Raw genomic sequence first — 26,318 nt, 5'->3', positions numbered from 1 at the left:
TCGCTATCTGCGCCACACTTATGTAAACTAAACGATATCCTTTCAGCACGCCTCCGGGGTCCGACGACATGATCAAGCGTCTTCTCATCGCCATTGTCCTGCTCGCAATTCTTGCGGGCGGCATAGTCGGCTTCAACATGTTCCGGGATCAGGCGATCCAGCAGTTCTTCGCCAACATGCCGGTTCCCACCGTCACGGTTTCGACCGTTGAAGCGAAAGAAGGCAAATGGACACCGGCCATCGAGGCGATCGGAACGGTGAACGCCAATCAGGGTGTTGACCTGACGGTCGAGACCACCGGCATCGTGACGGACATTCGTTTCGAGGCGAACCAGCAGGTCAGCGCCGGTGATACGCTCCTCAAGCTGGAGGATAACATCCAGCAGGCCGATCTGAGTGCGTCCCGCACCCAGGCAGCACTTGACCAGCAGGCACTGGATCGCGCCCGCGAACTGCGCAACCGCGGCGTCAGCTCAGGGGTGTCGCTCGACAATGCCGAGGCAGCCGCCCAGGCATCCGCGGCGCAGGTTGAGAAGGCGGAGGCCGTTTTGCAGCAGCGCCAGCTGAGGGCGCCTTTTTCCGGAACGATCGGCATTCCGCGCGTCGACAAGGGCCAGTATCTCTCGCCCGGGACCATTGTCGCCACGTTGCAGGACATGGAGACGATGCGCGCCGATTTCACCGTTCCCGAACAGCAGCTCGGCAATCTGAACATCGGCCAGCCGGTTCGGCTCTCGCTCAACGATGACAGCGAGACATTCGAAGGTGAAATCACCGGCATCGACCCCAAGGTCGATCCTTCAAGCCGACTTGTTTCAGTGCGTGCACGCATCGACAACACGTCTGGAAGGCTGACCCCTGGCCAGTTCGTGCAGGTCCAGGTGATCCTGCCGGAAGAAGATGGCGTTATCGCCCTGCCGCAGACCGCCGTCGTGACCAGCCTTTATGGTGACTATGTGTTTGTTGCCCGCAAACCGGACGACGCGGAGGACGACGAAAAACTGGAAGCGCGCCAGGTGTTTGTCGAGGTCGGGCGTCGCTCGGGCCATCTGGTCGAAATCCGCTCGGGCGTCAAACCCGGCGATGTGGTGGTGACTGCCGGTCAGAACCGCCTTTCCAACGGGACGCCGGTCGCAGTCGACAACACGATCAACCCCGGCGCTGCCGGTCTGCCTTCCCAAAACGATCAGGGCGACGATAAAGCCAAGACCGAAGAGGCCGCAGCCCAATGAGCTTTTCCGACATCTTCATCCGCAGGCCGGTCCTTTCGACCGTTCTCGGACTGCTGATCCTGCTGCTCGGTTTCCAGGGTCTCTTCAATCTACAGGTTCGCCAGTATCCGGAAGTCGAGGAAACGGTGATCACCGTGACCACGATCTATCCCGGTGCGAGCGCCGATCTGATCCAGGGCTTCATCACGGCTCCCATTGCACGCGCGGTGGCAACGACGGAGAACGTCGATTATGTCACCTCGCAGAGCCGGCCTTCCGCCAGCTCGGTGAGTGTGCAGATGCGGCTGGGGTCGGATCCCGATGTGGCACTGACGGAGGTCATGTCCAAGGTGCAGCAGGTGCGCAGCCAGCTGCCATCGGACGCCAAGGACCCGACCATCGTGAAAGGCACGGGCATGCAGTTCGCCACCATGTATCTGGCGATGCAGAACCCCAACATGTCGAGCGAGCAGCTCACCGAATACATCGAACGCGTGATCCGGCCCCGCATGTCGACCATCGAGGGCGTGGCCGAGGTCCAGATCATCGGCGCGGCGAACTATTCCATGCGGGTGTGGATCGATCCGGTGCGGCTGGCGGCGCGCCAGCTCACGGCAGCTGAAGTTCTGGCCGGCATCAAGGCATCGAACTTCCTGGCAGCCCCCGGCAAGACGGAAAACGAATATGTCGCCTACGCCATCTCGATGGAATCCACGCTGCAGACTCCCGAGGCGTTCGGTGCCCTGCCCCTGAAGGCAAAGGGCGACGACGTGGTGCGGCTGCGCGATGTGGCCGATATCGAGCTTGCTGCCGAGAGCACCGACATGGTGGTCAGCTTCAACGGCCAGCCGGGCACATTCATCGGCGTGTTCCCCACGCCGGGAGCAAACCCGCTCGACATGGCGAGTGCCGTGACGGAGGAGCTGCCTGAAATCCAGTCGAGCCTGCCGGAAGGCATGAGCATCGAGGTTCTTTACGATGCGACAGAATCCATCAGCGCCTCCATCGACGAGGTCTTCAAGACCATCATGGAAGCGGTGCTGATCGTTATCGTCATCATTCTGCTGTTCCTCGGCTCGTTCCGCTCCGTCCTCATGCCCATCGTGACGATACCGCTGTCTCTGATCGGTGTCTGTTTCGTCCTCTTCATGCTGGGGTATTCCATCAACCTCCTGTCGCTTCTGGCCATGGTGCTGGCGATCGGTCTGGTGGTGGACGACGCCATCGTGGTGGTGGAAAACATCCACCGGCATATCGAGGAAGGGCTTTCGCCACGGCGCGCTGCCTTTGTCGGCATGAAGGAAATTACCGGCCCGGTGGTCGCCATGACGATCACGCTGGCCGCCGTGTTTGCGCCGCTCGCCTTTACCGGCGGTCTGACCGGCTCGCTGTTCCGCGAGTTTGCGATGACGCTCGCCGGTGCGGTGGTGATCTCCGGCATTGTCGCGTTGACGATCACGCCGATGATGTCGGCGCGCATTCTCAAGCGCGGCAATCACAGTCGGTTTCAGGTCATCGTCGACAGGACGTTCGACAGGCTGGCCAACTTTTACGAAAGGCTCGTTGCGGGTTCGCTCAACTATCGCGCCGTCACGCTCATGGTCGTCTTCGTGCTGCTCGGCCTGACCGGGTTCATGCTGATGAACACATCGAGCGAACTGGCACCGGAAGAGGATGATGGCGCACTGTTTTCTCTCGTGACCGCGCCCTCCTATGCGACCACCGACTACACGACGCTCTACACCACGCAGATCCATGAGCTGACAAAAGATCTGCCGGAACTCAAGGCCAGCTTCTCCATTGTGGGCTTTGGCGGGCAGACCAATTCGGGCATCGCGCTGTGGGCCTTCAAGGACTGGGCGGACCGTGACCGGTCGCAGAAGGAAATCCAGCAGGACATTCAGGCGCGCCTCTCCAAGGTGGCCGGTGTTCAGGCGCTGGTTTTCGCACCGCCTTCACTGCCCGGCGCGGGCGGCGGGCTGCCGATCTCGCTCGTGATCCAGTCAACCAGCGATTCCGCGCGGGTTTACGAGGTGGCCGAGAAGATCAAGGAAGAGGCGCAGGCTTCCGGCCGCTTCATCGTGGTGCAGAACTCGCTCGCCTATAATGCGCAGCAGGTGGTGGTGACCATCGACCGCGAGCGCGCTGCCGCACTCAACCTGCCGATTTCGGATGTTGGCACGACACTTGGCCTTCTCGTCGGTGGTGGCTCCATCGCGCAGTTCGACCGAGATTCGAACAGCTACGACATCATCATGCAGGTGCCAAAGGAATATCGTGAGAACCCCGAAAGGCTGGGCGATTTCTTCGTGCGCAGCGCGACGGGCGAAATGGTGCCGCTCTCGGCGGTCATCACGGTGTCGACGGATGTGTCGGCTGCGGCCATCGAGCAGTTCAACCAGTTGAACTCGGCCACGATCTCGGCCCTGCCGGTGCCCGGTGTCTCGACCGGCGACGGCGTTGCCGTGATCGAGGACATCGCCCGCAACACGATACCGGACGGCTTCTTCATCGAATATTCGGGCCAGTCGCGGCTTGAGGTGGAGCAGGGCAACACGATCCTGATCGCCTTCACTCTGGCCGTGGTGGTGATCTATCTGGTGCTTGCCGCACAGTTCGAGAGCTTCCGCGATCCGCTCATCATCATGATGACGGTGCCATTGTCGATCTTCGGTGCGCTGCTTCCGCTCAATCTGGGCCTGTCGACGCTGAACATCTACACCCAGGTGGGCCTGATCACGCTGATAGGCCTGATCACCAAGCACGGCATTCTGATGGTGGAGTTTGCCAACCAGCAGCGTGAGGAACATGGCCTCTCGCGCCTCGACGCCATCATCGCTTCGGCCAAGGTGCGCCTGCGGCCGATCCTCATGACCACGGCCGCCATGGCGCTCGGCGTCGTGCCGCTGATCATGGCATCGGGTGCGGGCGCCGCGGCACGCTACTCGATGGGTCTCGTCATCTTCACCGGCCTGATCGTCGGCACCACCTTCACGCTGTTCGTGGTACCGATGTTCTACTCTTTCATTGCGAAGAAAACGCTGGAGAGCGAGGAAGACGATCATCCCGGCGGGCAGACACAGCCTGCACCGGCAGGCGAGTAAGACTTGAGGAAACCCCGCTTCGGCGGGGTTTTTTCTGCGCGGTCATAATATGTTTTTGCCGGCAACCCGATTTGATCGGTCTGAGCCGGCACATTCTTCCTTGTCGCCACATTCATGATGAGTGTGGCACCCGGGATGAACCCGGGGTCGGGCATTTTACCCCCCGAAAGGGGGAGCACCGAAAGGAAGGAGTTCTTCATGATTCTTCGCAGCAGATTGCGCATGGTAGCAGCCGCATTCGTTTTCACCGCGGGTGCGACAACGCTCGCTCCGGCGCTTGCACAGGATGCCGTGCCGACGCCCGCTCCCAACCGGCAGGCACAGTCATTCGATGAAAAGAAGCTCGAAGCGTTCACCGTGGCGTTTCTGGCCGTGAGCGACGTGAAGCAGCAATATAGCGAACGCTTCCGGCAGGCTCCCGGCGAAACGGAAAAGCAGCAGGTTCAGAGCGAAGCGACAAAGAAGATGGAACAGGCTGTCGACCAGACCGATGGCATCTCGGTGGATGAGTACAACGAGATCATCCAGACGGCCCAGACGGACGAGACGCTGGCCAAGAAGCTGAATGGCATGATCGGTGAAGCCGCGAAATCGCAGCAGTGATCTGCATCCGGGGAGAGGGCGTCGTCAGGCGCCCTTTTCCAGCTCTTCGAAGAGGGCAACAACCGCGTCGCGCGCAACGGAGATGTGATAGCGCAAGGCTTCACGCAACTCGTCTCCGTCTCGTTTTCTCACCGCCTCCATGATGGGCTCATGGGTTTCGGCCATCCGCTGCGGGTCGTCATAAAGCTTGCCGATCAGCGTGATGCCCGCGCGCATTTCAGTTGCCAGCTCGTCATAGACACGCAGGAGACGGGCATTCCCGCTCGCCTTGCAGAGCATGCGGTGGAAGGCGAAATCCTCGAAAATCTGTGTCTCGATCGACGCCTGGCCGGCCGTGCCATAAAGGCGGCCAAGCTGTTTTTCGAGGGCGGCGAGGTCCGCCCCGGTGGCGCGTTCCACCGCAAGACAGCCCGCATGCAATTCGAGGCCGATGCGCAACTCGTAGATGTCGCGCATCTCGCTGGCGCTGAATGTGCGGACAAAGAAACCGCGCCGCGGCGAAAAGGTGACAAGGCCCTGGCTCTCCAGAAGGCGCGCGGCCTCGCGGACAGGCGCGCGGCTGGTGCCGAACTCGCGCGATAGCTGAAGCTCCGTCAGACGCTCGCCAGGCTTCAGATGTCCGGTGACAATCGCCTCGGTGATCTGCCGGGCAATCTGCGTCACCAGATCGATCGTGGACACTTCCGAAAACACGCTCACGGCCGTTTTCCCAAAACTTCCCCTCCCAATGGCCTCGCAGCGAAGACGCCGCGGGTACCTGCCACTATGGCAGGCGAAATGACGATTGTCGACAATTGACACTTTGGCCGAACCTGTGCTTGCCTGTCGATCAACAAAACGGCTCTGAGGGGAGCCGCGCGACAACGACATGATCACCGTTCGGCCCCGGACGGTTTGCGCGAGGGAGATGTTGATGAACGTACAATCCCAACCGGTTTCAGCTGACGATACCGGGCAACCGCGTGAAAGGATCGAGCTGGCGGCGGCCTATCGGCTGATCGCGCATTATCACCTGGATGACAGCATCTTCACGCATATCTCGGCCCGGGCGCCGGCAGAGGAAGGCGAGCACGCCTTCCTGATCAACCCGTTCGGACTGCGCTTCGACGAGGTCACGGCGACGAATCTCGTGACCGTGGACATCAATGGCGAGATCCTGCGCGACAATCATGGTGCGGGCATCAACAAGGCAGGCTTCACCATCCACAGCGCCGTCCATGCGGCACGGCCCGACGTGCATTGCGTTCTACACACGCACACGGTGGCGGGCGTTGCCATCTCCTCCATGGAAGAGGGCATACTGCCGCTGAACCAGTGGTCGCTGCAGTTTCACAACCGCCTTGCCTTCCATGACTATGAGGGCATCGCGCTGGATCTCGGCGAGCGCGAGCGGCTTGTCGCCGATCTGGGCGACCGCAATGTCATGATCCTGCGAAACCACGGGCTTCTGACCTGCGGGCGCACGGTGGGCGAGGCTTTCGCGCTCATGTTCAACATGGAGCGCGCCTGCCGCGCGCAGCTTGCCATCATGTCTTCGGGTGGAAAGCAGATCCGCATTGCCGAGGAACTGGCCGAGAAGACGGCGCGCCAATATGAGGGCTGGGACACTCACCACACCGGCAACAGGCCCGACCCGCAATGGGAGGCGTTTCAGCGCCTCGCCATCAAGCACTATCCCGATCTCGTGGAGTGAGAGCGGACTGAAGCAAAGCAATTGTCCGGCAGGGTCAAGGGAGAACGATCTTTTGCCGGGAAACAAAAAAGGGGAACGAAAGCCATGCTGAAACGACTGACGACACTCGCCGCCGCCATGCTGGTCTCGACGGCGCTCAATGCAGAGCCCGTTTCGGGCGGACGCGCCAATGTGGTGATCCAGCCGGAGCCGCCAAGCCTGATGATGGGTCTGGTGCAGAACGGCCCGACGCAGATGGTTGCGGGACAAATCTATGAGGGTCTGCTGCGCTACGACGAGAAGCTGCAGCCCATGCCGCAGCTCGCCAAATCCTGGGAGGTTTCGGAGGATGGCCTGACCTATACCTTCACGCTGCACGAAAATGTGAAATGGCATGACGGTGAGCCGTTCACCTCCGCCGATGTGGTGTTTTCTGCCGATGTCTTCCTGCGCGAAACCCATGCGCGCCTGCGCACCTCGCTGGAGCATGTGGACTCCATCACCGCGCCCGACGACACGACAGTCGTTTTCAAGCTGAAGCAGCCCTTCGGCCCGTTCCTCGGAATTTTCGAGGCCGGCACGATGCCGATGGTGCCCAAGCACATCTATGAAGGCACGGATTACAAGAACAACCCGGCCAACAACACGCCGCTCGGCACCGGGCCGTTCAAGTTCACCGAATGGGTGAAGGGATCGCATATCCTGCTCACCAAGTTCGAGGACTATTACGAGGAGGGCAAACCCTATCTCGACGAGATCTACTGGCATGTGATCCCGGACGCGGCTTCGCGCGCGGTTGCCTATGAGACGGGCGTGGTGGACATCCTGCCCGGCGGCTCCGTGGAGAATTTCGACGTTCAGCGCATCGCCGACATGGAGAACACCTGCATCACCGACAAGGGCTGGGAATATTTCGGACCGCTGTCGTGGATGTGGCTCAACAACCGCGAAGGCCCCGACGGCCGACAAGCGCTTTCGCCAGGCGGTGATGTATGCGATGGACCGCGACTTCGCTCGCGACGCGCTGTGGAACGGCCTCGGCAAGGTTGCGAAAGGCCCGGTATCCTCGTCGACGCGTTTCTTCACCGACAACGTGACCGCATATGACCACGACCCGGAGAAGGCCAAGGCCCTGCTCGAAGAGATGGGCTATGACGGCGAGACCGTGCGCCTTCTGCCGCTGCCCTATGGCGAGACATGGCAGCGCTGGGCCGAGGCCGTGAAGCAGAATCTCGGCGAAGTGGGCATCAATGTCGAGATCGTCTCCACCGATGTGGCCGGCTGGAACCAGAAGCTGGCCGAGTGGGACTACGACATGGCCTTCACCTATCTCTACCAGTATGGCGATCCGGCGCTGGGCGTCGCCCGCACCTACATTTCCACCAACATTGCCAAGGGTTCGCAGTGGAACAATGTGGAAGGCTACGAGAACAAGGAGATCGACGATCTCTTTGCCAAGGCAGCGGTCGCCGTGACGGCGGAGGAACGCCAGAAGCTCTACACCGAAGTGCAGCAGAAACTCGTGGATGACGTGCCGGTGGCCTGGCTGCTGGAACTCGGTTTCCCGACCATCTATCGCTGCAACGTGAAGGATCTCGTCACCACGGCCATCGGCGTGAATGACGGGTTCAAGGACGCCTATATCGAGAAATAGGCCAACAGCCTGATCCGGATGCGCGGGCGAAACATCCCGCGCATTCCTGCCTTGGTTCTGATCCTGCAGGGGCCCGATGCTACGCTTCATACTCATGCGCCTGGGCAAGGCGGCGATCATCCTGATCGCCATCCTGACGCTCAACTTCTTCCTGATCCACGCCGCACCCGGCGATCCCGCCGCCGTGATGGCAGGCGAGGCGGGGGCCGCCGACGCGAAATTCATCGCGCAGTTGCGCGAGCAGTTCGGCCTCGACAAGCCGCTGCTCACCCAGCTCGGGATCTATCTCAAGGGCGTGCTGCAGTTCGATCTCGGCTTTTCCTATCGCCAGCAGATGCCCGTGGCCGACCTGATCCTCGACCGGCTGCCCGCGACACTGCTCCTGACCATGACGGCTTTCGTCATCTCGCTTGTGCTCGGCACGCTGGCAGGCGTTCTCGCCTCCGCGCGTGTCGGCAAATGGTCGGACACGGCGATCTCCACCCTGGCACTGCTCTTCTATGCGACCCCGCTTTACTGGGCCGCACTGATGGCGGTGCTTCTGTTCTCCGTCCATTTCAACTGGCTGCCGGGTTTCGGCTATGAGACGGTGGGCGCGAACTACACCGGCTTTCGCCGCGCGCTCGACATCGGCCAGCATCTGATCCTGCCGGCCACCACGCTCGGCCTCTTCTTCATGGCGGTCTATATGCGCATGACGCGGGCCTCCATGCTGGAGGTCAGCCAGCTCGATTTCGTCAAGACGGCGCGGGCCAAGGGGCTGAAGCCCGGCATCATCCAGCGCCGCCACATCTTCCGCAACGCCATGCTGCCGGTGGTGACGCTTGCCGGCCTGCAGGCGGGCCAGCTCGTGGGCGGCGCGGTGCTGACCGAAACCGTGTTCGCGTGGCCCGGCATCGGGCGGCTGATGTTCGAGGCGCTCGCACAGCGCGACTACAACCTGCTTCTTGGCGTGTTCTTCGTCTCCGCCGCCATGGTGCTCCTGTTCAACCTCATCACCGACATTCTCTATCGGTTCGTTGACCCAAGAATCCGGGTGGCATGATGGCTGATTTCTGGAAACGCTTCTCTCGCAATCGTGGCGCCGTGATCGGCCTTGCGATCCTCGTATTCGTCATACTGGTGGCGCTGCTTGCGCCGCTCATCTTCCCGCAATCGCCGTGGCGCATGGTGCAGCGGCCCTTCCTGCCGCCATTTGCCATGGACCAGTATCCGCTGGGAACCGACGCGCTTGGGCGCGATGTGATCTCGGGCCTTGCCTATGGGGCGCAGGTTTCGCTTCTGGTCGGCCTCGTCTCGACGGTTGCCGCCCTTCTGATCGGCATTCCCATCGGCGCGCTTGCCGGCTATTTCGGCGGCTGGGTGGACGACGCGCTGATGCGCTTTACCGAGTTCTTCCAGACCGTGCCGAGCTTTGCGCTCGCCATCGTTCTGGTGGCGATCTTCCAGCCCTCGATCGAATCGATCATCGCCGCAATCGCCATCGTGAGCTGGCCGCCCGTCGCCCGCCTCGTGCGCGGCGAGGTGCTATCGCTGCGCTCGCGCGAATATGTGGAGGCGGCGATCCTTTCGGGCCAGACCAGCCTCACGATCATTCTGCGGCAGGTTCTGCCCAACACGATCTCGCCCATCATCGTGCTTGCCTCGCTGATGGTGGCCACAGCGATCCTTCTGGAATCCTCGCTGTCCTTCCTCGGCCTCGGCGACCCCAATCTGATGTCGTGGGGCTACATGATCGGCGCGGCGCGCACCGTGATCCGGCAGGGCCTGGTGGCTTTCCTTCTTTCCCGGCGTTGCCATTCTGCTCACCGTTCTGGCGCTGAACCTGATCGGCGAAGGGCTGAACGATGCGCTCAACCCGCGCCTTGCGCGGCGCGGCAAATAGGAGGGCGCGATGACAGACCCCGTTCTCAGCATCCGAAACCTGAAGATCGCGCTGCCGGAGGGTGCCGACCGCGACTTTGCCGTCAACGATGTCTCCTACGATCTCCACGCCGGTGAAATTCTCTGCATCGTCGGAGAATCGGGTTCGGGCAAATCCATGTCGGCCAATGCGGCCATGGGGCTTCTGCCCGATCTGGTGCGGCCGGTGGGCGGCGAAATCCTCTTCGAGGGCATGGATCTTCTAAAACTCTCGGAAACCGAGATGATGGATCTGCGCGGCAAGAAGATCGCCATGATCTTTCAGGAGCCCATGTCCGCCCTCAACCCGCTGATGCGCGTGGAAGACCAGATTGCCGAAGTGTTTGAGGCGCATGGTCTGCTGACACCGAAGGAGCGCGCCGCGCGCGCCATCGAACTCCTGACGGAAGTGGGCATTCCCGACCCCGAAAAGGCCGCGCGCGCCTATCCGTTCCAGCTTTCCGGCGGGCAGCGGCAGCGCGTCATGATCGCCATGGCGCTGGCGCTCGAACCGCGCATGCTGATCGCCGACGAGCCGACCACCGCGCTCGACGTGACCACACAGGCGCAGATCCTGGAGCTGATCCGCAATCTGCAGGAAAAGCACGGCATGGCGGTGATGTTCATCACCCATGATTTCGGCGTGGTTGCCGAGATCGCCGACCGCGTGGCGGTGATGCAATATGGCAAGATCGTCGAGGCCGGCACCGCCGACGACGTGCTCGACAATCCGCAGCATGAGTACACGCAGAAGCTGATCGCGGCGATCCCGAAACTTGCCGCCGGGGTGAGCGAGGAAACGGTGGGCAAGACGCCGATCCTCGAAGTGGAAGGGCTCAACAAGACCTATGTGACCGGCGGCGGGCTGCTCTTTTCCAAGCCGCGCGTGGTGCATGCGGTCAACGATGTGAACCTGACGCTGGCCGAGGGCGAAACGCTGGGCATTGTCGGCGAATCCGGTTCCGGCAAGTCGAGCGTCGGGCGCTGTCTCGTGCGGCTGATGCAGCCCGATTCCGGCACGGTGAAGCTGGCCGGCCACGACATGGCACAGCTTTCGGGCGAGGCGCTGCGCGAGGCGCGCAAGTCGATCCAGATGATTTTTCAGGATCCCTATGCCTCGCTCAACCCGCGCTCCAAGGTGGGCCGCATCATCGCCGAAGGGCCGATGGCGCACGGGGTTTCGAAGCAGGAAGCCTATGCGCGCGCGGTGAAACTTCTGGAACTGGTGGACCTCGATGCGCTCGCCATCGACCGCTATCCGCACGAGTTTTCAGGCGGCCAGCGCCAGCGCATCGGCATTGCCCGCGCGCTGGCGCTGGAACCGCGCGTCATCATTGCCGACGAGGCGGTTTCGGCGCTCGACGTTTCCATTCAGGCGCAGGTGCTCGATCTTCTGGCGGAGCTCAAGGAGCGGCTCAATCTGGCGCTGATCTTCATCACCCACGATCTGCGCGTCGCTGCCCAGATCTGCGACCGCATCGCGGTGATGCAGAAGGGCAGGGTGGTCGAGATGGGGCCGGCGCATGCCATCTTCAACAATCCTCAGAGCGATTACACACGCACCCTGATCGAGGCCATTCCCGGCCGCGAGAAGGAGCTGGCGGCGGCGGGGTGAGGATGGTTGCTATGTGTGGCTGTGGCAGCGCGGTGCGTGCCCGTCCCCTCGCCCTTCGACAGGCTCAGGATGAGGGGAGGGGCATGGAGAGGCTGGCGTCTGTGGCGAAGGATTGCAAAACGCCCGCGCTTCCGACACCAGCCCTTAGCCGTTTCTCAGCTCCACCGCTCAGCCAGCAATCGCCAAGACCAGCTCTCATCCTGAGCTTGTCGAAGGGCGAGGGCGGGATGACGGGCGCCATCACTCACCACTCTCAACACTAATCCGCAGGAACCACCAATTTGGACGAACAACTGGCACAAAAAATCCTCGCAGCCGTCGAGGAGGGCTTTGAAGAACAGATCGGTTTTACCGAAGAGCTGATCCGCTTTCCCTCGCTGCGTGGAAAGGAAAAACCCGCCCAGGAATTCGTGCACAAGGCGCTCGAAGCGCGTGGCTATGCGGTGAAAACCTTCCATATCGATGAAGACAAAATCAGGGATCACCCGGGCTTTTCGCCCGTGGCCGTCGATTACTCCGACGCAGTGAACGTGATCGCCACCCACGCACCGCGCATCGAGAAAGGCCGGTCGCTGATCCTGAACGGTCACATGGATGTGGTGCCGGAAGGCCCGCACGACATGTGGGAGGTCTCGCCACCCTATGAGCCCAAGCGCGAGGGCGACTGGCTCTATGGGCGCGGCGGCGGCGACATGAAGGCCGGCATCGCGGCCAACATTTTCGCGCTCGACGCGCTGCGCCGCATCGGCCTTCAACCGGCGGCGAAAGTGCATGTACAAAGCGTCGTTGAGGAGGAGTGCACAGGCAATGGCGCGCTCGCCTGCCTGGTGGAGGGCTATACGGCGGATGCCGCGATCATTCCCGAACCGGAAGACGAAATGCTGGTGCGCGCCAATACGGGGGTTTTGTGGTTCGAGGTGAATGTGTCGGGCCACCCCGTGCATGTGCGCGAGGCGGGCACAGGGGCCAACGCCATCGAGGCGAGCTTCCGCGTGATCGAAAGCTTGAAACGCCTGACTGCGGATTGGAACGGCGAGAAGGCGAACTATCCTTATTTTGAGGAGCTCGATCACCCGATCAATTTCAATGTCGGCAAGATCGAAGGTGGCGACTGGGCCTCCACCGTGGCGGCCCTGGTGCAAGCTCTCCTGCCGCATCGCCATCTATCCCGGTGACGACCCGAAGGATCGCGCAGCGCAGATCGAGGCGCATCTGGCGCGCGAGCTGGCCGACGATGCCTTTCTCGGAAACCGCCCACCGGAGGTGATCTGGAACGGGTTTTTCGCGCGCGGCTATGTGCTGGAGGAAGGGACGGATGCCGAAAAGGCGCTGGCCGAAGCGCACCGCGCGGCAACCGCGAGCGAACTGAAAAGCTTCGTCACACCCGGCTATCTCGATGCGCGCGTCTTCGTGATCTATGCGGGCATGCCGTGCCTCGTCTATGGTCCGATCACGGAGAACATTCACGGGTTCGATGAGCGCGTGAGCCTTTCCTCCATAAAGCGGGTAACCGGCGCGATCGCGCTATTCATCGCCGACTGGTGCGGGGTGGAACCCATCGAGACGGAGGCTGCACATGGCTGACGGACAGGTGATCGAGGGCGTCTATCTGAGCAACGCCTTCGACCTGCATGCGCTTTATGGACATGCGCTGGCCCCGCATGCGGGCAGGATCCGGCTGCGGCACCCGCATGAGATCGATGATCCGGAGGCGATCCGCTTTGCGCTGTGCTGGCGCCCTGCCGACGATGCATTCCTGCCCTATCCGAATTTGCGGCTTGCGCATTCCATTGCGGCGGGCGTCGACAGCATCATCAATTGCCCGAGCCTGCCCGAGGACGCGGTTGTGGCGCGCGTGCGCGACCCGGATCAGGGCGATGTGATGGCAGGCTTCGCGGCATGGCATGTGATCTGGCATCATCGCAACATGCGCCACCACATCGTGCATGAGGCCAGGCACGAATGGGCGCGGCTCATCCCATCGATCATGAAGCCACCCCGCGAGACACCGGTGGGCATTCTCGGTTTCGGGCTGATGGGGCGGGCCATTGCCCGCGCGGTGACGGCCATGGGCTTTCCTGTGGTTGCTGCCGTGCGGACCTCGCCAACGGAAGGGCTGCCCGGCGTGCGCTTCGAGAGCGGCAAAGGAGCCGCCCGGCGTGTTGCGGAACAGGCTGCAATCCTGATCAACGTGCTGCCGCTGACGCAAGAGACGCGCGGCCTGCTCGATCTCGATTTCTTCAACCGGATGCCGGAAGGGGCCGCTCTCATCCAGCTTGGGCGAGGCGAACATCTGATCGAGGCCGATCTTGTGCGTGCGCTCGACAGCGGCCGCATCGCCTCTGCCTCGCTCGACGTTTTCGAGGTCGAACCATTGCCGAAGGATCATCCCTTCTGGGCGGATGAACGCATCCTCGTCACGCCGCATCAGGCGGGCGACTGCTCGCCGCACACCATGGCGGAACAGCTTGTCCGCGCCGCACAGGCTGTGGTGGCAGGAAAAATACCGGAAACGGTGGTCGACAGATCCAACGGATATTGAAGGACGACAATGAAAGCCATTTTCGACGAACGCCAATTGCGGCACACGCCGGAGCGCTATTTCCGGCGCGGGGCCTATATGCCCCATCCCGAACAGGCAGAACGCGCGATCCTGATCCGCGACATGCTGGTCAAAAACGACTTCCCCATAGAGAAACCGCGCGATTTTGGCGAGGGGCCGGTCAAGGCGGTGCATGACCCGGACTATGTGGATTTCTGGAAAGATGCTTATGAGCGCTGGCGTGCGGAGGCGCCGGATCAGGAGCCGATCCCCAACTGCCACCCCGGCCCGCGCCGTGGGCGGCCTTCCTCATCCGTTTTCGGCCAGCTCGGCTGGTGGGCGACCGACACATCGGTTCCGCTCACGGAAGGCACGTGGGAGGCCGTCTACTGGTCGGCGCAGACTGCCCTTGAAACCGCCGAACGCGTGAAGGAAGGCGAACGCATGGTCTATGGCCTGTGCCGCCCGCCGGGTCACCACGCGCTTTCCAATGCGTCGAACGGCTTTTGCCTCTTCAACAATGCGGCCATTGCAGCGCAAAGCCTGCGCGAACGCTTCGGTAAGGTGGCGGTGCTCGACATCGACACGCATACGGGCAATGGCACGCTCGACATCTTCTATGATCGCGGCGACGTTTTCGTCTGCTCGCTGCACACGGACCCCGACCTCTACCCGACCTATTATCTCGGCTATGAGGACGAGCGCGGCGAGGGCGAAGGCGAGGGGGCGACGCTCAATCTCTGCCTGAAACCCGGTTCGGACACGGAAACGATCCTTGGCCGCTTCCGCGAGGGGCTTGCGGCCATCACCACCTTCGGCGCGGAGGCGCTGGTGATTTCGCTGGGGCTCGACATGGCGGCGGACGATCCGCTCTCGGAGGTCAAGCTCACCGGCGACGGCTTTGCCACCATGGCGCGCGAGATCGCGGCGCTGGGGTTGCCGACGGCATTAATCCAGGAAGGCGGCTATCTCGGACCTTCGCTCTCCAGAAATGCGGAAATCTTCCTCACCGCCAGCCGGAAAGCACTGGCGGGCTGAGGCGGCTTGGCCGTTTCGGTGTTGCGCCATCCCGCAAGCAGGGTTCGCTCCGGGATGGCGCGTGGAAATTATCCACCGCTATTGGAATTTTTATTCCAGTTGCGTAGTGTCTGCTCCTTTCCAGCGAGAGGAACCGCACGGGCATGGCAGAGCATTCCGCACCGCAGACCATCGAGGATCTGCTCGACCGCATGCTGGAGGTTTCCGATGGCCTGCCCAAGCGCCTGAAGCAATGCGCAGACTATGTGGCTGCGAACCCTGACCGCATTGCGGTTTCGACCGTGGCAGAGATGGCCGAGGGCGCAGGCGTGAAGCCTTCCGCCTTCATGCGATTTTGCCAGGTGCTCGGCTTTTCGGGCTTTTCGCAGATGCAGCGCCTGTTTCGCGATTCCTACGCCCAGAACTGGCCCGACTATCCTACGCGACTGGAAAAACTGCGCGAAAGCGGCGCGGGCAGTCCCTCCGCCCTTCTGGCGGAGTTCATCGAGGCAGGGCGCCTTTCGCTCGAAAGTCTGGCCAAGACTATCGATCCGGAGACGCTGGAGGCCGCCATCAAGGCGCTTTCCCAGGCGAACATGGTGCATATTGTCGGCCTGCGCCGGGCCTTTTCCGTCGCTACCTATTTCGCCTATGCCTTTGAAAAAATGAATGTGCCAGCGATGCTGCACGATCATGTCGGCAGGCTCGACAATCGTCATGCCATTCGCAAGGGCGACGCCGTGATCGCGATCACCTTCGCGCCCTACACGCCTGAAACGATCGAACTGGCCGAGGCCGCGCGCGCGGCCGGAGCCGAAGTGGTGGCGATCACCGATGCCATCGCAAGTCCGCTACGCCCGGTCACCCCGCTCATGCTGACGGTTTCGGAAGCCGATTTCGGAGACTTCCGCTCACTCTCCGCAACACTCTCGCTCGCCGTGGCTCTTGTCGTGGCCGTGGGGGCGAATGTGGAACAGAAATAGAATTTCAACATTGCTTTCATCCAAAAAATAGAACATATCTTCCATTATCGTCAGTGACGGAACACTGAACCCGGCTCCCCGTCGACCCTGTTGTCCAACGGGAGAACGCGCGTCAGGAACGCTTGGAGGAGACAAGGATGAAGTCCCTCGACCTCATCACAATCGGCCGGTCATCGGTCGATCTTTACGGCGCGCAGGTTGGCGGACGCCTGGAAGACATGGGATCCTTCAACAAATATATCGGCGGCTCCCCAACCAATATTGCAGCGGGCACGGCGCGGCTTGGTCTCAAATCGGCTTTGATCACACGTGTGGGTGACGAGCATATGGGGCGCTTCATCCGCGAGGAGCTTGAGCGTGAAGGCGTGGATACGCGCGGTGTCGTGACCGACCCTGAACGCCTGACGGCGCTGGTGCTGCTCGGCATTCGCGATCAGGAACAGTTTCCGCTGATCTTCTATCGCGAGAACTGCGCCGACATGGCGCTGGGTGAGGAAGACATCGACCCGGATTTCATTGCCGAGGCTCGCTGTGTGTGCGCGACCGGCACGCATCTTTCTCATCCACGCACCGAGGCTGCCGTTCTGAAAGCGTTGCGGCTTGCCCGCGAGCATGGCGCGCTGACCGCGCTCGACATCGACTATCGCCCCAATCTCTGGGGGCTTGCGGGGCATGGTGCCGGCGAAAGCCGCTTCATCGAATCCGAACGCGTGACCGCCAAGCTGCAATCCACCCTGCCGCTGTTCGATCTGATCGTCGGCACGGAAGAGGAGTTTCACATCGCCGGCGGGTCCACCGACACGATTGAAGCGCTGAGAAATGTGCGTGCGCTGACGAATGCCGTGCTCGTGTGCAAGCGGGGACCGATGGGTGCCTCCGCATTTTCCGGCTCCATACCCGACACGCTCGATGAGGGCGAGGCGGGGGAGGGGTTTCCGATCGAGGTGTTCAACGTGCTTGGCGCGGGCGACGGCTTCATGTCCGGCCTTCTGAAAGGCTGGCTCTCGGGAGAGAACTGGCCGACCGCCCTGAAATACGCCAATGCATGCGGCGCCTTTGCAGTCTCCCGCCATGGCTGCGCGCCGGCCTATCCCTCGCTTGAGGAACTGGAATATTTCTTCCGCACCGGCGTTCGCGAGAAGGCGCTGCGCAAGGATGCCGCGCTTGAACAGGTGCACTGGGCGACGACACGGCATGGCGACTGGCCGCAGATGCGTGTTTTCGCCTTCGACCACCGCATGCAGTTTGAGGCCATGGCCGATGAGGCAGGCGTTTCCCACGAACGCATTGGTGAATTCAAGAAGCTGTGCCTGCAAGCGGCCATGACGGTTGCAGACGGTCGCCATGGATATGGGATACTCTGCGATGAGCGACTTGGCCGCGAAGCGCTTCACACGGCTTCGGGATCCGGGCTCTGGATCGGACGGCCGGTCGAGTGGCCGGGTTCGCGCCCGCTCGCGCTGGAGCCCGCCATAGGTCCCGATTGCGGGGGGCTGAATGAATGGCCGCTGGAAAACGTCGTCAAGCTCTTGTGTTTCTACCACCCCGATGATGACCCGACAGTGAAGGAAGAACAGGAATCAACCGTCAAACGCCTGTTCGCTGCCAGCCGCCGCAACCGGCTGGAAATGCTGCTGGAGATCATTCCTTCCAAGGTCGGCCCCTGCGACGACAACACGGTCGCCACCGTGATCGATCGTTTTTATCGAATTGGTGTTTTTCCCGACTGGTGGAAGCTGGAACCGATGACGTCACATTCGGCCTGGCAGAAGGCATGCGATACGATAAAACGCCATGATCCGCACTCGCGCGGCATCGTGGTTCTCGGGCTCGATGCACCGGAAAAGGAACTGGAAGACAGTTTCGCGGTTGCTGCCTCCTTCGATCTGGTGAAGGGTTTTGCCGTCGGTCGCACCATCTTTGCCCATGCGGCACGGCGCTGGCTTTCCGGTGCCATCGACGACCAAACGGCCATTGCGGAAATGACGCAGAATTACGCAAATCTGTGCACGGTCTGGGATCGTGCACGCGCGAGCAGGGGAGCGGCAGCATGAAGACAATCCGGCTGACGGCAGCGCAGGCGGCCATCCGCTACATTGCAGCGCAGAAGAACGAGGAGGGCGAGCCCTTTATTGCCGGCATGTGGGCCATTTTCGGTCACGGCAATGTGGCGGGCCTTGGCGAAGCGCTTTATGCGGCGCGCGAAACGCTGACCACTTATCGCGGGCACAATGAGCAATCCATGGCGCACGCGGCCATCGCCTATGCAAAACAGCTTGGCCGGCGTCGCGCCATGGCCGTTACATCCTCCATCGGCCCCGGTGCGACGAACATGGTGACGGCGGCTGCACTCGCCCACGTGAACCGCCTGCCCGTGCTTCTGATGCCGGGCGATGTCTTTGCCAATCGCGGACCCGACCCCGTCTTGCAGCAGATCGAGGATTTTGGCGATGGCACGGTGAGCGCCAATGACTGTTTCCGCCCGGTCTCGCGCTATTTCGATCGCATCACCCGGCCTGAACAGCTTTTGACCGCGCTGCCGCGTGCCTTTCGCGTGATGACCGATCCGGCCGATTGCGGACCGGTGACACTCGCCTTCTGCCAGGATGTGCAGGCGGAAGCTTATGATTGGCCGGAGAGCTTTTTCGACGAACGCATCTGGCGACGGCGCAGACCCCGGCCAGACGAGAATGAACTGGCCGATGCCATCGAAGCCATTCGTGCGGCAAGCCGCCCGGTGATTGTTGCTGGCGGTGGCGTTCACTATTCGGGTGCATGTGACACGCTGAAAGCGTTTGCGGAAAAACACGCCATACCGGTGGTGGAAACGCAGGCTGGCAAGTCCGCGCTCCCGTGGGACCATCCGCTCAATTTCGGCCCGGTCGGGGTCACGGGTTCGGCGAGCGCCAATGCGATCTGCGAGGAGGCGGATCTGGTTTTCGGGGTCGGCACGCGGTTTCAGGATTTCACCACCGGCTCCTGGGCGCTGTTCAAAAAACGGCCCGGAATCCTGTCTCTTAACGTTCAGCCATATGATGGCAACAAGCACGATGCGCAGGCGCTGATCGCCGATGCCGATGTGGGTCTGAGGCTTCTGTCTGACAGGCTGGGCGGCTGGAAGGCGGAAGCGCCGTCGCCCGCACTGAGGGAAGACTGGTTCAGGGCCGCCGATGCGGTGACGGAAGCACCTTCGGTGGACGAAAACGCACTTCCCACCGACATGCAGGTCATCGGCGCGGTGCAGCGCGCGGCGCGTGAAAACACGGTGGTCATGTGTGCGGCCGGCACCATGCCCGGAGAGTTGCACAAGCTGTGGAAGGCCGGGCGGCCCGGCTCCTATCACATGGAATATGGCTATTCGTGCATGGGCTACGAGATCGCCGGCGGGCTGGGCATCAAGATGGCGGAGCCCGAGCGAGACGTGATCGTGATGCTGGGCGACGGCTCCTACATGATGATGAATTCGGAGCTGGCCACCGCCGTTTCCATGGGCATCAAGATCACCGTGGTGATCACCGACAATCGCGGGTTCGGCTGCATCAACCGGCTGCAGATGGGCACTGGCGGGGCCGAGTTCAACAATCTGCTGGATCACACCCACCATGTGAACCCGTCGCGGATCGACTTCGTCGCCCATGCCGCTTCGATGGGAGCGGACACGCGCAAGGCCGGCTCCATCGCAGAGCTTGAAGCAGCCCTTGCCGAAGCGCGGGCCGCAAAAGGACCGTTTGTCGTGGTGATCGACACGGACCCCTATCCTTCGACGGAGGCTGGTGGCTACTGGTGGGATGTCGCCGTGCCCGAGGTTTCCGACCGGCAACAGGTTAAGACCGCCCGCAAGGCCTACGAAAAAGCGCTGAAGGAGAGACACTGAATGATCCGTTTCGGCACCAATCCCATTGCCTGGTCGAATGATGATGATCAGACTATCGGCGCGCATATTCCGCTTGAGCGGTGCCTGGCGGAAACAGCGGCCATCGGCTTTGACGGGATCGAGAAGGGGCACAGGATGCCCTCCGATGGCGAGACGCTGAAAACCCTTCTGGCCGGGCATGGCCTCGTCTTCGTTTCCGGCTGGCACTCGCTCAACCTTCTCGCCAATGACATCGAAACGGAAAAAGAGGCGATCCAGCCGCATCTCGACATGCTGAAGGCGAATGGCTGCAAGGTGTGCATCGTCTGCGAGACGTCGAACGCTGTTCACGGCGACGACGTCGTGGCGCTGGCAGACCGTCCCCGACTTGCGGAAGAGCGCTGGCCGGATTTCTGCGCTGGCGTCGAGGCGATTGCCGAACATTGCGCGGGGCAGGGCATCACACTGGTCTATCATCATCATATGGGCACCGTGGTTGAAAACCGCGACGAGATCGGTCGCCTGATGGATGGCACCGGTCCGGCAACGCGTCTCCTGCTGGACACCGGCCATGCCTGGTTTGGCGGGTCCGACCCGGTGGAACTGGCCGAAACCCATGGCGCGCGGGTCGCCCATTTCCATGCCAAGAATGTGCGGCCTGCCATTCGCAGCGAAGTGGAGCAGGAAAAGCTCTCCTTTCTCGAAGGTGTGCGGCGTGGCGTCTTCACCGTGCCGGGAGACCCCGAAGGTGGCATCGCGTTCGAGCCCGTGCTGAGCGTGCTCGCAAAGAAGGGCTATGATGGATGGCTCGTGATCGAGGCCGAGCAGGACCCGCTCAAGGCCGAGCCGGTCAAATATCAGTCCATGGGCTTGAAAGCGCTCAGGGAGGCAGCGCATGCTGCCGGTCTCACCCGGAAGCCCGAAGAATGAATTTTCTCGATCCACGCCATCCCTTTTTCCGGCCGCTCTGGCGACGGGTGGCCGTGGTGGCCGTCTGTCTTGGCTGGGGGCTGTTCGAATTTTTCTCCGGGGCGCCATTCTGGGGAATTCTCTTCACCGCCGCAGGTGTTTATGCAGCCTGGTCGCTGCTCTACACCTTCACGCCCGGCGACACCGAAAACGAATAAGGCAGGAACCATGTCCCAACTTCTGGTCAAACCCGCAGGCACCGCCGGCAAGGTGCATGACATCACGCCGGCATCGGCAGGCTGGGGTTATGTCGGCTTCGGCCTTTACCGTCTGAAAGCCGGCGAAACGGCCTCCGAGGCGACAGGAGACCGCGAGGTCATTCTCGTGCTGGTCGAGGGCAAGGCGGAGATTTCGGGCGCAGGCAAGGCCTTTGGCGAACTTGGCGAGCGCATGAACGTGTTCGAGCGCCTGCCGCCTCATGCGGTCTACATCCCGAACGCCACCGAATGGCAGGCCAGGGCCACCACGGACTGCACGCTCGCCGTCTGCAGCGCGCCGGGTAAGAGTGGGCATGAAGCGCAGGTGATCGGCCCCGCAGGCATCAGCCTTGAAGAGCGCGGCAAGGGCGCCAACACGCGCTACATTCACAACATCGCCATGGAAGGCCGCGATGTTGCCGACAGCCTGCTCGTCACCGAGGTCTACACCCCGCAGGGCAACTGGTCGTCCTATCCCCCGCACCGGCATGACGAGGACGATTTCCCGAACATGACCTATCTGGAGGAGACCTATTATCACCGGCTGAACCCGGCACAGGGCTTCGGTTTCCAGCGGGTGTTCACCGAGGATGGTGAACTCGACGAGACCATGGCCGTGAGCGACCACGATGTGGTGCTGGTTCCGAAAGGGCATCACCCCTGCGGCGCACCCTATGGCTACGAGATGTATTACCTCAACGTGATGGCCGGCCCCTTGCGCAAATGGCGCTTCGCGAACCACCCGGATCACGACTGGATCTTCGAGCGGGATGCGAAGGCCGGCTGAACGCGCTGGTGCCTGAGGCGCATGTTGATGCCATAGTGCCCGGGAACTCACTGAGTCGCATCTGGCATGATCCGGGCGACGCGAAATCGGCAGGCGGGGCAGGATCATGCCCCCCTTCGTGAACCTGGGATCGGCTCCGGGAAAGTGCTAAATCCTACGCTAAAGGGCCGGGTCTCGGGCAGAGTGACGGGTGGTGATCGCGCAATCCAACAGACAGTTGCACAACGATGCCAGCCGGAACTTGAAGTCATGACCACCTGGCGGCCCCGGCAGATCGTCCGGTCTATAGTGCTCTGCCTTGCCTGGCGCGGCGAAGAGTTGCTGGTCTGTGAAGTCAAGGACGATCGCGTCCGCGTCAAGGGAGCCCGGCCGTTGGGCGGGTCGATCGTGATTGGTGAGACGCGGGAACACGCCCTTCATCGCGAAATGACACACGCCATCGGAGTTAACGGGACCGAATTTACTGCACAGTAGTTTCCTCTAGCCGTGTTCAAGGCGGGCATGATGAACCTCTATCCGTGCAAGCTCGGACAGTTTCTGTCGAACAATGAGGGCCGAGCATGAAAATGTTGCCGGTCGCTCACGAATTTGTGGGCACATTCCCACTGACGTAAGATTTCGCGCCTCCCGGAACCGCCTCCTCCCCTGAAGCCGCGCTGCGATCCCCCCCGTAAAAAACGACGATACCGGTTACCCTTCATGCAACTTGTTTCAGCCTCTGGTTACGGCTCTCAGGGCATCCGGGGTCCCGCACCAGGTTCATTGTTTTCGAAAGGACAGACCGACGTGGCGTGGACAGCCAGCGTGGAAAAAGGCGGCGTTTGCGGAACGGGGCGAAATCCTACGCTATAGGCGGAACAAGCGGTGATTGAGGCCTCAGATTTGAGTTCCCATCAAGACATCAAGCCGTGGAACTGATTGACGAAAATACAGGTAAAAGCAGCCCTGGACGGCCTGACGGCTGACGTGCGGGAGCATTGATGGCATTGCGACGATCACACACTATACGTGTATCTCGGCCATAATATCAACCGTTGACATGCGAAATGAGTTGTCCAATTCTACCTGTGCTTGTTGCACGTGAATTGCAGCGGGTATGTTTGAACTCAAAAAAAGGGAACATTGATATGAAATTTAAGCCTGTAACTTGTGGCCGCCCTGCGGTTGTCAAAGGACGCCCTGTTCGCGCCAACGGCGGTCAAGCGCCGAAATAATAATGACCCGGTCTAGTGCTATTTCCACTTTAACACTAGACCGTTTTTTGGATCTTAAATGTTTCGCTTTTGTCGACTTTTTCCCGATGCTCCGGATATTGTAAAAGCGGATGGTTCGGCGTTAGGAACCATTCCTGCAAGGGCACTTCAATACTGTGAGGGACTGACTGCAGCCGCGCGGCAAGGCTGGTATGTCTTCCCTCCTGTTTCCTTTGATCTAATGTGGACCGGCAGTGAAGTTGTTTTTCGAATTGGTGAAGACGATTGGACGATCCTTGATCGCTACTATCTTGCAGAGGCCGTCACAAGTTACGTTAAGATAGCACCCGAAGAAGTTCATGATTGCTACCCGTCTTTTCTTGATCTCTTCTCGGAAGGTAACATTGTTCAGATTTGGACGGGCTATGCGATCCATGGGCAGGAAGGCATCTGTCATCATGTTCGCGGGCCAATAAACATGCCACTGTCCGGACATTACCAGTATTTCGAGGCCATACTCGATAGCAGTTGGTTCCTATCCCCCCTGGCGACGAATATCCGCCTGACCAAACAAGACGTACCAATTTCATTTCCTACACACCGCCCCCTCTTACAGATTGTCCCGCTCCCCACCAGCGTTCTTGCAAAGAGCGAAGTAACGGGCAGCACAGTTGAGCTCGATGTGTTGGACCATGAATTTTGGTCAACCTGGGAAACCTGCTTTCGAGACAGAAACAAGGGTGAAATGGGAAGTTATGCCCGTAAACAACGTCGTATATCAAAAACCTATTGAGCGCTTCCGCTTCTCATACGCGCTGCTTCAGGGCCTATTCCGGTCGGGTTGACGCCGTACAAACCTTTACACCCTCGGAAATCGACGGGTTCATCCTGAACGGGATCGACTATGTTTTGGAGGGATCAGTTCATGAGCGTCTTGGATTGTTGCGATTACATAGATGGCTGCGAGACCAACAGCTTTTCGCGCTACAGGAAATCAGCAGCGCCATAGAGGGACGGTATCCGGCAGCAGTTGGGCAGTCTTTGGCCTGGGGGCTGCTTGATCAACGTACAGGGCTCAATGGATACAAGTGCGACATCGATATTCTTCTGGAACAAGAGAACACCGAAAGCCTTGTGAGGGACCTTGAGAGGCGGGGCCATTACCGCCGCGTCATCGACGCCGAAACAGGCGCGCTAATTGAGGTTGATGAGGATATCATGGAAGTGCCTGACAAGACACTTGTCGGAAGCATTGTCATACCCTTTTCACTGTCGCAGTTCGATCCCAGAACCCAAAGTTACATTCTTCGACTTGCCGGTGAGCATCAGCCCCTCAATGTCCCCAAGGCAGGCGAGCCATACCTTCTTTACGGCGTTGACGCAGTACATGCCTATGGCGGTGATCCCATAGACATGGATGCCTGTACGCGTCCTCACGGCGACTTACGCATACAGGTGCCCGAGCATAATGCCACAACGACGCTGGTGCGCTTATTCTATTCTTTAAAACTCGGATACCTTAAGCCGAATCTTCTCCTTATCGTTCCTCACATGCTTTCCTTGGTGGACACCACCCGGATTGTCGACGGCACGGGGAAGCATGATCTACTCCCGTTCCTGAAAATGTATATCGAATACCACCGGCATTTCATCAACGAGGAGAAATACGAAGAATATATGGCGCAGCTGCAAAACGTCGACGCCACGCAGGGCGTTGCGGGCTTCACGTTCGACGAGGTTTATGAAGCGCTAGAATCTCTCATGGCAGATCATGGGAAATAAGTTTTCGATCACTACCGCCCTTATCATCGTATCCATGGCGATTGAATACATTGCCATAGATACGGTTAAAATTTACTTGGCGCTGGATTCTCTTGCGCAGGACAACGGGCCATTTTTGGTGATGCTTATCCCCGCGCTTGCGCTGGTTGGCCCGGTTATGCTGGGCCCGATCGTGGGTGTATTTACGGACAGAATTTCAATCAGGTGGTATATAGCGCCGCTTATTGCCGTCGCTCTGTGGGCGCCGCTGGCAATCCTGCAAGCCGACTATTATCCGACCGAATGGCGACTGTTGGTTTTGGTCGTTTTGTCTGTGCTGGCCTATCTATCCGCAAACGTTAGAATCGCCAGCTCCAAGTATCTTGTTCCCAGTGCAGAATATACTGCATATCATGCTTCAGTCGTCTGGATAATGCAGGCTGTTCCAATCGTAGCTCCACTCGCCGCCGGGTTACTTGAGAACGATGGGTCGGGGACGATTTCCTCTTGGTCGGGCGGAACCTCCATTCTTCTGTGTGGAGTCCTTTTGTTCGGAATAGCGCTATCGCGCGGAACCGGCGAAGCTGTCAAAAAGAAGGAATCTCGGGCCAAACGGCAAAGCATTCCTGAAACGCTGCTCGCGGCATTCTCCTTCATTACCAATGATCGGGAACTGGCCCATTCCGTCATCGTCGTCGCTCTGGTGAATGTCATTGTGTTCGTCAGCGGCTATGCGGGTCTCGCCGCCTTCAACGAATACAGTCTAGGAGCTTTCGCTTCCGATAACCTTTTGCCTGGAACTCCTCTGATTGCCATGGGCGCTGGGGCGCTGCTGGGGTCACTCATCGCGGGTAAAGTGAAGCAGAAATATATAGCCACAAAGGCCCTCAGCTTTACCATGTCTGCGAGTATCGTTCTCATGATGGTACAGGCGTTGCTGATCTCCAGCGTCTTTTCGCTGGCTGCGATAGCGTGCATCGGTGTCCTTGGCAGCATAACGGTCGTCCTAGCCTGGGATATCCGTCTGCAGCGTAGCCGCCCCGAAAATATCGGTACCATCGCGGGCGTCACCGGGGCCGCGTATAAGATACCCTCGCTGGTCATGCTGCCAGTCGTCGGCTCGCTTGCGGCCAATACCGGTATACAAACTGCCTGCATGGCGACCGCCTGCATACTTGGCGCATTGTACTACGTTTCCTGTCAAACCCGCATTTTGCGCTCGCCTGGAGGAAGCGGCACGCGATGACTTTCCAAG

18 protein-coding genes and 3 pseudogenes are annotated in these 26,318 nt (G+C 60.6%); 20 read left to right on the top strand and 1 reads right to left on the bottom strand.

The features are described 5' to 3' along the window. The first annotated feature begins 68 nt into the window (after positions 1–68). The 3 genes from AB2N04_RS01145 (at position 69) to AB2N04_RS01135 (ending at position 4,918) form a co-directional block, all read left to right on the top strand. Complete coding sequence (locus tag AB2N04_RS01145; RefSeq protein ID WP_367714319.1) at positions 69–1,232, top strand: efflux RND transporter periplasmic adaptor subunit; 1,164 nt, start codon at positions 69–71, stop codon at positions 1,230–1,232. Next, positions 1,229–4,315 carry an efflux RND transporter permease subunit gene (locus tag AB2N04_RS01140; RefSeq protein ID WP_367714318.1) on the top strand — a complete coding sequence of 1,029 codons (3,087 nt, stop codon included), beginning with the start codon at positions 1,229–1,231 and terminating at the stop codon, positions 4,313–4,315. Before AB2N04_RS01145 ends, AB2N04_RS01140 begins: the two co-directional genes overlap by 4 nt. A gap of 198 nt (positions 4,316–4,513) precedes the next feature. Further along, a complete protein-coding gene (locus AB2N04_RS01135) occupies positions 4,514–4,918 on the top strand; it encodes a DUF4168 domain-containing protein (RefSeq protein ID WP_367714317.1) in 405 nt (134 codons plus the stop codon). 24 nt (positions 4,919–4,942) lie between these two features. Here the strand turns inward: AB2N04_RS01135 and AB2N04_RS01130 are convergent, their stop codons facing one another. Further along, a complete protein-coding gene (locus AB2N04_RS01130) occupies positions 4,943–5,617 on the bottom strand; it encodes a GntR family transcriptional regulator (RefSeq protein WP_367714316.1) in 675 nt (224 codons plus the stop codon). Positions 5,618–5,831: 214 nt separating this feature from the next. Between AB2N04_RS01130 and AB2N04_RS01125 the strand changes: the two genes are divergently transcribed. The 17 genes and pseudogenes from AB2N04_RS01125 (at position 5,832) to AB2N04_RS01045 (ending at position 26,309) form a co-directional block, all read left to right on the top strand. Further along, positions 5,832–6,611: a class II aldolase/adducin family protein gene (locus tag AB2N04_RS01125; RefSeq protein ID WP_367714315.1), complete on the top strand. Its 780-nt coding sequence runs from the start codon at positions 5,832–5,834 to the stop codon at positions 6,609–6,611. An 84-nt stretch (positions 6,612–6,695) separates the two neighbouring features. Then, positions 6,696–8,244: pseudogene (locus AB2N04_RS01120) on the top strand (ABC transporter substrate-binding protein). Between the two features lie 76 nt (positions 8,245–8,320). Further along, positions 8,321–9,289 carry an ABC transporter permease gene (locus AB2N04_RS01115; RefSeq protein WP_367714314.1) on the top strand — a complete coding sequence of 323 codons (969 nt, stop codon included), beginning with the start codon at positions 8,321–8,323 and terminating at the stop codon, positions 9,287–9,289. After that, positions 9,289–10,129: pseudogene (locus AB2N04_RS01110) on the top strand (ABC transporter permease). The gene AB2N04_RS01115 and the pseudogene AB2N04_RS01110 overlap by 1 nt, the downstream one beginning before the upstream one ends. 9 nt (positions 10,130–10,138) lie before the next feature. Next, positions 10,139–11,761, top strand: coding sequence for an ABC transporter ATP-binding protein (locus AB2N04_RS01105; protein ID WP_367714313.1), 1,623 nt, complete (start codon positions 10,139–10,141; stop codon positions 11,759–11,761). Positions 11,762–12,042: 281 nt separating this feature from the next. Further along, a pseudogene (locus tag AB2N04_RS01100) lies at positions 12,043–13,345 on the top strand (ArgE/DapE family deacylase). Next, entirely contained in the window at positions 13,338–14,303 is a 966-nt protein-coding gene (locus AB2N04_RS01095) for an NAD(P)-dependent oxidoreductase (protein WP_367714312.1), read from the top strand. The pseudogene AB2N04_RS01100 and the gene AB2N04_RS01095 overlap by 8 nt, the downstream one beginning before the upstream one ends. Before the next feature lie 9 nt (positions 14,304–14,312). Continuing rightward, the gene (locus AB2N04_RS01090) at positions 14,313–15,341 is read left to right on the top strand and encodes a histone deacetylase family protein (RefSeq protein ID WP_367714311.1); all 1,029 of its coding nucleotides are present in this window, start codon (positions 14,313–14,315) and stop codon (positions 15,339–15,341) included. A gap of 143 nt (positions 15,342–15,484) precedes the next feature. Then, complete coding sequence (locus tag AB2N04_RS01085; RefSeq protein ID WP_367714310.1) at positions 15,485–16,303, top strand: MurR/RpiR family transcriptional regulator; 819 nt, start codon at positions 15,485–15,487, stop codon at positions 16,301–16,303. Positions 16,304–16,440: 137 nt separating this feature from the next. Then, entirely contained in the window at positions 16,441–18,357 is a 1,917-nt protein-coding gene (gene iolC, locus AB2N04_RS01080) for a 5-dehydro-2-deoxygluconokinase (protein WP_367714309.1), read from the top strand. Then, positions 18,354–20,177 carry a 3D-(3,5/4)-trihydroxycyclohexane-1,2-dione acylhydrolase (decyclizing) gene (iolD, locus tag AB2N04_RS01075; protein ID WP_367714308.1) on the top strand — a complete coding sequence of 608 codons (1,824 nt, stop codon included), beginning with the start codon at positions 18,354–18,356 and terminating at the stop codon, positions 20,175–20,177. Before iolC ends, iolD begins: the two co-directional genes overlap by 4 nt. Beyond that, a complete protein-coding gene (gene iolE, locus AB2N04_RS01070; protein WP_367714307.1) occupies positions 20,178–21,086 on the top strand; it encodes a myo-inosose-2 dehydratase in 909 nt (302 codons plus the stop codon). Further along, positions 21,083–21,283: a DUF3329 domain-containing protein gene (locus AB2N04_RS01065; protein ID WP_367714306.1), complete on the top strand. Its 201-nt coding sequence runs from the start codon at positions 21,083–21,085 to the stop codon at positions 21,281–21,283. Before iolE ends, AB2N04_RS01065 begins: the two co-directional genes overlap by 4 nt. A 10-nt stretch (positions 21,284–21,293) precedes the next feature. Continuing rightward, positions 21,294–22,109 carry a 5-deoxy-glucuronate isomerase gene (iolB, locus tag AB2N04_RS01060; RefSeq protein WP_367714305.1) on the top strand — a complete coding sequence of 272 codons (816 nt, stop codon included), beginning with the start codon at positions 21,294–21,296 and terminating at the stop codon, positions 22,107–22,109. A gap of 1,272 nt (positions 22,110–23,381) precedes the next feature. Continuing rightward, complete coding sequence (locus AB2N04_RS01055; protein WP_367714304.1) at positions 23,382–24,095, top strand: DUF6065 family protein; 714 nt, start codon at positions 23,382–23,384, stop codon at positions 24,093–24,095. Next, positions 24,092–25,084, top strand: coding sequence for a hypothetical protein (locus tag AB2N04_RS01050; RefSeq protein WP_367714303.1), 993 nt, complete (start codon positions 24,092–24,094; stop codon positions 25,082–25,084). The genes AB2N04_RS01055 and AB2N04_RS01050 overlap by 4 nt, the downstream gene beginning before the upstream one ends. Continuing rightward, entirely contained in the window at positions 25,074–26,309 is a 1,236-nt protein-coding gene (locus tag AB2N04_RS01045) for an MFS transporter (protein ID WP_367714302.1), read from the top strand. Before AB2N04_RS01050 ends, AB2N04_RS01045 begins: the two co-directional genes overlap by 11 nt. Positions 26,310–26,318 lie beyond the last annotated feature (9 nt).

The sequence above is a fragment of the Nitratireductor sp. GISD-1A_MAKvit genome (assembly GCF_040819555.1).
Lineage (GTDB): Bacteria > Pseudomonadota > Alphaproteobacteria > Rhizobiales > Rhizobiaceae > Nitratireductor.
Note: the sequence above shows the minus strand (reverse complement) of the source record. Positions and strands in the feature narration are given on the sequence as shown.

Coding starts and splice junctions, on each gene's coding strand:
- AB2N04_RS01145 (WP_367714319.1), top strand. CDS start 69: ATGATCAAGCGTCTTCTCATCGCCATTGTCCTGCTCGCAATTCTTGCG.
- AB2N04_RS01140 (WP_367714318.1), top strand. CDS start 1,229: ATGAGCTTTTCCGACATCTTCATCCGCAGGCCGGTCCTTTCGACCGTT.
- AB2N04_RS01135 (WP_367714317.1), top strand. CDS start 4,514: ATGATTCTTCGCAGCAGATTGCGCATGGTAGCAGCCGCATTCGTTTTC.
- AB2N04_RS01125 (WP_367714315.1), top strand. CDS start 5,832: ATGAACGTACAATCCCAACCGGTTTCAGCTGACGATACCGGGCAACCG.
- AB2N04_RS01115 (WP_367714314.1), top strand. CDS start 8,321: ATGCTACGCTTCATACTCATGCGCCTGGGCAAGGCGGCGATCATCCTG.
- AB2N04_RS01105 (WP_367714313.1), top strand. CDS start 10,139: ATGACAGACCCCGTTCTCAGCATCCGAAACCTGAAGATCGCGCTGCCG.
- AB2N04_RS01095 (WP_367714312.1), top strand. CDS start 13,338: ATGGCTGACGGACAGGTGATCGAGGGCGTCTATCTGAGCAACGCCTTC.
- AB2N04_RS01090 (WP_367714311.1), top strand. CDS start 14,313: ATGAAAGCCATTTTCGACGAACGCCAATTGCGGCACACGCCGGAGCGC.
- AB2N04_RS01085 (WP_367714310.1), top strand. CDS start 15,485: ATGGCAGAGCATTCCGCACCGCAGACCATCGAGGATCTGCTCGACCGC.
- iolC (WP_367714309.1), top strand. CDS start 16,441: ATGAAGTCCCTCGACCTCATCACAATCGGCCGGTCATCGGTCGATCTT.
- iolD (WP_367714308.1), top strand. CDS start 18,354: ATGAAGACAATCCGGCTGACGGCAGCGCAGGCGGCCATCCGCTACATT.
- iolE (WP_367714307.1), top strand. CDS start 20,178: ATGATCCGTTTCGGCACCAATCCCATTGCCTGGTCGAATGATGATGAT.
- AB2N04_RS01065 (WP_367714306.1), top strand. CDS start 21,083: ATGAATTTTCTCGATCCACGCCATCCCTTTTTCCGGCCGCTCTGGCGA.
- iolB (WP_367714305.1), top strand. CDS start 21,294: ATGTCCCAACTTCTGGTCAAACCCGCAGGCACCGCCGGCAAGGTGCAT.
- AB2N04_RS01055 (WP_367714304.1), top strand. CDS start 23,382: ATGTTTCGCTTTTGTCGACTTTTTCCCGATGCTCCGGATATTGTAAAA.
- AB2N04_RS01045 (WP_367714302.1), top strand. CDS start 25,074: ATGGGAAATAAGTTTTCGATCACTACCGCCCTTATCATCGTATCCATG.